General features: G+C 67.1%; 1 protein-coding gene. It reads left to right on the top strand.

Annotated elements, in window-relative coordinates; all coding sequences use genetic code 11:
- The coding region (locus tag CAF70_RS25880) for an Ig-like domain-containing protein (protein WP_143491959.1) at positions 1–6,073 on the top strand (6,073 nt) is incomplete at both ends.

Below are 6,073 nucleotides of genomic sequence, written 5' to 3'. Positions count from 1 at the left end.
CGAGCCAGGCAGCACCGTCATCCTGACCGATGGCAGCGGCAACCCGATCGGCCAGACCACCGCCGATGGCAGTGGCAACTGGTCGTTCACGCCGGGTACCCCGCTGGCTAACGGTACGGTGATCAATGCCGTGGCCCAGGATCCGGCAGGCAATGCCAGCGGGCCGACCAGCGTCACCGTTGACGCCATCGCCCCGGCCGCGCCGATCATCAACCTGAGCGACGGCAGCAGCCTCAGCGGTACAGCAGAGCCGAACAGCACGGTAACCCTCACCGATGGCAGCGGCAATCCGATTGGCCAGGTGACGGCCGATGGCAGTGGCAACTGGACCTACACCCCGGCCACGCCGATTGGTCATGGCACAGTAATCAATGTGGCGGCCCATGACGCAGCCGGCAACAGCAGCATTCCGTCGAGCACCACAGTGGATTCGCAGGCTCCGGCCGCACCCGTAGTCAACGCCAGCAATGGCACCACGATCAGTGGCACCGCAGAACCAGGTAGTACCGTCACCCTGACCGATGGCAGCGGCAACCCGATCGGCCAGATCACCGCCGATGGCAGCGGCAACTGGAGCTTCACCCCCGGCACGCCGTTGGCCAATGGCACTGTGGTTAACGCCACGGCAACCGACCCGACCGGCAACACCAGCGCACCGTCGAGCACCACGGTGGACTCGGTGGCTCCGGCCGCGCCGGTGGTCGAACCGAGCAATGGCAGCGAAATCAGAGGTGCCGCCGAGCCAGGCAGCACCGTCATCCTGACCGATGGCAGTGGTAACCCGATCGGCCAGACTACCGCCGATGGCAGCGGCAACTGGGCCTTTACACCTTCGACCCCGCTGGCTAATGGCACGGTGATCAACGCCGTGGCCCAGGACCCGGCCGGCAATACCGGCCCGCAGGGCAGCACTACGGTGGATGCGCTCGCACCCGCTGCGCCAGTGGTCAACCCGAGCAACGGCACCGTGATCAATGGTACTGCCGAGCCGAACAGCACCGTGACGCTCACCGACGGTAGCGGTAATCCCATTGGTGGGGTCACCACTGACGGCAGCGGCAACTGGACGTTTACACCTGCCACGCCTCTGCCCAATGGCACCGTGGTCAACGCCACCGCGACCGATGCCGCCGGCAATACTGGCAACCCCGGTAGCACTACCGTGGACTCGTCGCTGCCGTCGATTCCGCAGGTCGAGCCGAGCAACGGCTTGGTGATCAGCGGCACCGCCGATGCGGGCAACACCATTATTCTCACCGATGGCAACGGCAACCCGATCGGCCAGGTCACCGCCGACGGCAGCGGCAACTGGTCGTTCACGCCCGGCACTCCGCTGCCGGATGGCACTGTGGTCAACGCGGTAGCGCGCAATCCTGGTGGGACCGAAAGTGCGCCGGCGGTGATTACCGTGGACGGCGTGGCGCCGGCGGCGCCAGTGGTCGAGCCGAGTAATGGCACGGAAATCAGCGGTACCGCCGAAGCTGGCGCAACTGTCATCCTCACCGACGGCGGCGGCAACCCGATCGGCCAGACTACCGCCGATGGCAGCGGCAACTGGTCGTTCACGCCCGGTACGCCGCTGGCCAACGGTACGGTGATCAATGCCGTGGCCCAGGATCCGGCAGGCAATGCCAGCGGGCCGACCAGCGTCACCGTTGACGCCATCGCCCCGGCTGCACCGATCATCAACCTGAGCGACGGCAGCAGCCTCAGCGGTACCGCCGAGCCGAACAGCACGGTAACCCTCACCGATGGTAGTGGTAATCCGATTGGCCAGGTGACGGCCGATGGTAGCGGCAACTGGACCTACACCCCGGCCACGCCGATTGCTGATGGCACAGTAATCAATGTGGTGGCCCAGGACGCAGCCGGCAACAGCAGCATTCCATCGAGCACCACAGTGGATTCGCAGGCTCCGGCCGCACCAGTGGTCAACGCCAGCAATGGCACCACGATCAGCGGTACGGCTGAAGCCGGCGCCACCGTGACCCTGACCGATGGCAGCGGCAACCCGATCGGGCAGGTGACCGCCGACGGCAGTGGTTACTGGAGCTTCACCCCCGGCACGCCGTTGGCCAATGGCACTGTGGTCAACGCCACGGCAACCGATCCGACCGGCAACACCAGCGCACCGTCGAGTACCACGGTGGACTCGGTGGCCCCGGCCGCGCCGGTTGTCGAACCGAGCAACGGCAGCGAAATCAGCGGTACCGCCGAGCCAGGCAGCACCGTCATCCTGACCGATGGCAGTGGCAACCCGATCGGCCAAACCACCGCCGATGGCAGTGGCAACTGGTCGTTTACGCCCGCTACGCCACTGGCCAATGGCACTGTGGTCAACGTCACGGCGACCGACCCGGCTGGCAACACCAGCGGGCAGGGCAGCACCACGGTGGACGGCGTGGCGCCAGGCACGCCCACCATTAACCTGAGCGACGGCAGCAGCCTCAGCGGTACCGCCGAGCCGAATAGTACCGTGACCCTCACCGACGGCAGCGGTAATCCCATCGGCCAGGCGACGGCCGACGGCAGTGGCAACTGGAGCTTCACTCCAGCCACGCCGCTGGCCGATGGCACCGTGGTCAACGCCACGGCAAGCGACCTGGCGGGCAACACCGGCCCGGCAGCGACGGTCACTGTCGACTCCAGTGCACCTGCCGCGCCGGTCATCAATCCAGGCAACGGCTTGACCATCAGCGGTACGGCTGAAGCGGGCGCCACCGTGACCCTGACCGACGGCAGCGGCAACCCGATCGGCCAGATCACCGCCGATGGCAGCGGCAACTGGAGCTTCACCCCCGGCACGCCGCTGGCCAACGGTACCGTGGTTAACGCCACGGCAACCGACCCGACCGGCAACACCAGCGCACCGTCGAGCACCACGGTGGACTCGGTGGCCCCGGCCGCGCCGGTTGTCGAACCGAGCAACGGCAGCGAAATCAGCGGTACCGCCGAGCCAGGCAGCACCGTCATCCTGACCGATGGCAGCGGCAACCCGATCGGCCAGGCCACCGCCGATGGCAGTGGCAACTGGTCGTTCACGCCGGGTACGCCGCTGGCCAACGGTACGGTGGTCAACGCTGTGGCCCAGGACCCGGCTGGCAACACTAGCGGGCAGGGCAGCACCACGGTGGACGGTGTGGCGCCAGGCACGCCCACCATCAACCTGAGCGATGGCAGCAGCCTCAGCGGTACCGCCGAGCCGAACAGTACGGTGACCCTCACCGACGGCAGCGGTAATCCGATTGGCGAAGTCACCACCGATGGCAGTGGCAACTGGAGCTTCACCCCAGCCGCGCCGCTGGCCAATGGCACAGTGGTCAATGCCACGGCGAGCGACCTGGCGGGCAACACCGGCCCGGCAGCGACGGTCACTGTCGACTCCAGTGCACCTGCCGCGCCGGTCATCAATCCAGGCAACGGCGTGACCATCAGCGGTACGGCTGAAGCCGGCGCCGCCGTGACCCTGACCGACGGCAGCGGCAACCCGATCGGCCAGATCACCGCCGATGGCAGCGGCAACTGGAGCTTCACCCCCGGCACGCCGCTGGCCAACGGTACCGTGGTTAACGCCACGGCAACCGACCCGACCGGCAACACCAGCGCACCGTCGAGCACCACGGTGGACTCGGTGGCCCCGGCCGCGCCGGTTGTCGAACCGAGCAACGGCAGCGAAATCAGCGGTACCGCCGAGCCAGGCAGCACCGTCATCCTGACCGATGGCAGCGGCAACCCGATCGGCCAGACCACCGCCGATGGCAGTGGCAACTGGTCGTTCACGCCGGGTACGCCGCTGGCCAACGGTACGGTGATCAACGCCGTGGCCCAGGACCCGGCCGGCAATACCGGCCCGCAGGGCAGCACTACGGTGGATGCGCTCGCACCCGCTGCGCCAGTGGTCAACCCGAGCAATGGCGCGGTGATCAACGGCACCGCAGAGCCGAACAGCACGGTGACCCTCACCGACAGCAGTGGTAATACGATCGGCCAGGCAACGGCCGATGGCAGTGGCAACTGGAGCTTCACTCCAGTCACGCCGCTACCCAATGGCACCGTGGTCAATGCCACCGCGACCGATGCCGCCGGCAATACCGGCAACCCCGGTAGCACTACCGTGGACTCGTCGCTGCCATCGATTCCGCAGGTCGAGCCGAGCAACGGCTCGGTGATCAGCGGCACCGCCGATGCGGGCAACACCATTATTCTCACCGATGGCAACGGCAACCCGATCGGCCAGGTCACCGCCGACGGCAGCGGCAACTGGTCGTTCACGCCCGGCACTCCGCTGCCGGATGGCACTGTGGTCAACGCGGTGGCGCGCAACCCTGGTGGAACCGAAAGTGCGCCGGCGGTGATTACCGTGGACGGCGTGGCGCCGCCCGCACCGGTGGTCGAGCCGAGCAACGGCGTGGAAATCAGCGGTACTGCCGAAGCTGGCGCAACTGTCATCCTCACCGACGGCGTCGGCAACCCGATCGGCCAGACTACCGCCGATGGCAGCGGCAACTGGGCCTTTACACCTTCGACCCCCCTGGCCGATGGCACCGTGGTCAACGCCACGGCGACCGATCCGGCCGGCAATACCAGCGGGCCGACCAGCGTCACCGTAGACGCCATCGCCCCGGCTGCACCGATCATCAACCTGAGCGACGGCAGCAGCCTCAGCGGTACCGCCGAGCCGAACAGCACGGTAACCCTCACCGACGGCAGCGGCAATCCGATTGGCCAGGTGACGGCCGATGGCAGTGGCAACTGGACCTTCACCCCGGCCACGCCGATTGCGGATGGCACAGTAATCAATGTGGTGGCCCAGGACGCCGCCGGTAACAGCAGCATTCCGTCGAGCACCACAGTGGATTCGCAGGCTCCGGCCGCACCAGTGGTCAACGCCAGCAATGGCATCACGATCAGTGGCACCGCAGAACCGGGTAGCACCGTCACCCTGACCGATGGCAGCGGCAACCCGATCGGCCAGATCACCGCCGACGGCAGCGGCAATTGGAGCTTTACCCCCGGCACGCCGTTGGCCAATGGCACTGTGGTTAACGCCACGGCAACCGACCCGACCGGCAACACCAGCGCACCGTCGAGCACCACGGTGGACTCGGTGGCCCCGGCCGCGCCAGTGGTCGAACCGAGCAACGGCGTGGAAATCAGTGGTACCGCCGAAGCCGGCGCGAGGGTCATCCTCACCGACGGCAGCGGCAACCCGATAGGTCAGACCACTGCCGATGGCAGTGGCAACTGGGCCTTCACGCCTTCGACCCCGCTGGCCAATGGCACGGTGATTAATGCCGTGGCCCAGGACCCGGCCGGCAACACTAGCGGGCCGGCCAGCGTCACCGTTGACGCCATCGCCCCGGCCGCGCCGATCATCAACCTGAGTGACGGCAGCAGCCTCAGTGGTACCGCCGAGCCGAACAGTACCGTGACCCTCACCGACGGCAGCGGTAATCCCATCGGCCAGGTGACGGCCGATGGCAGTGGCAACTGGACCTTCACCCCGGCCACGCCGATTGCGGATGGCACAGTAATCAATGTGGTGGCCCAGGACGTAGCCGGTAACAGCAGCATCCCGTCGAGCACCACAGTGGATTCGCAGGCTCCGGCCGCACCCGTGGTCAACGCCAGCAATGGCATCACGATCAGTGGCACCGCAGAACCGGGTAGCACCGTCACCCTGACCGATGGCAGCGGCAACCCGATCGGCCAGATCACCGCCGATGGCAGCGGCAACTGGAGCTTCACCCCCGGCACGCCGTTGGCCAATGGCACTGTGGTCAACGCCACGGCAACCGACCCGACCGGCAACACCAGCGTGCCGTCGAGCACCACGGTGGACTCGGTTGCTCCGGCTGCACCAGTGGTCGAACCGAGCAACGGCGTGGAAATCAGTGGTACCGCCGAAGCTGGAGCGAGGGTCATCCTCACCGACGGCAGCGGCAACCCGATCGGCCAGACCATCGCCGATGGCAGCGGCAACTGGAGCTTCACCCCCGGCACGCCACTGGCCAATGGAACCGTGGTCAACGCTACGGCAACCGACCCGGCCGGCAACACCAGTGCTCCGTCG

The organism is Pseudomonas sp. B19(2017) (assembly GCF_002113165.1).
Classification (GTDB): Bacteria; Pseudomonadota; Gammaproteobacteria; order Pseudomonadales; family Pseudomonadaceae; genus Aquipseudomonas.
This window is presented reverse-complemented; position numbering and strand designations above follow the sequence as displayed.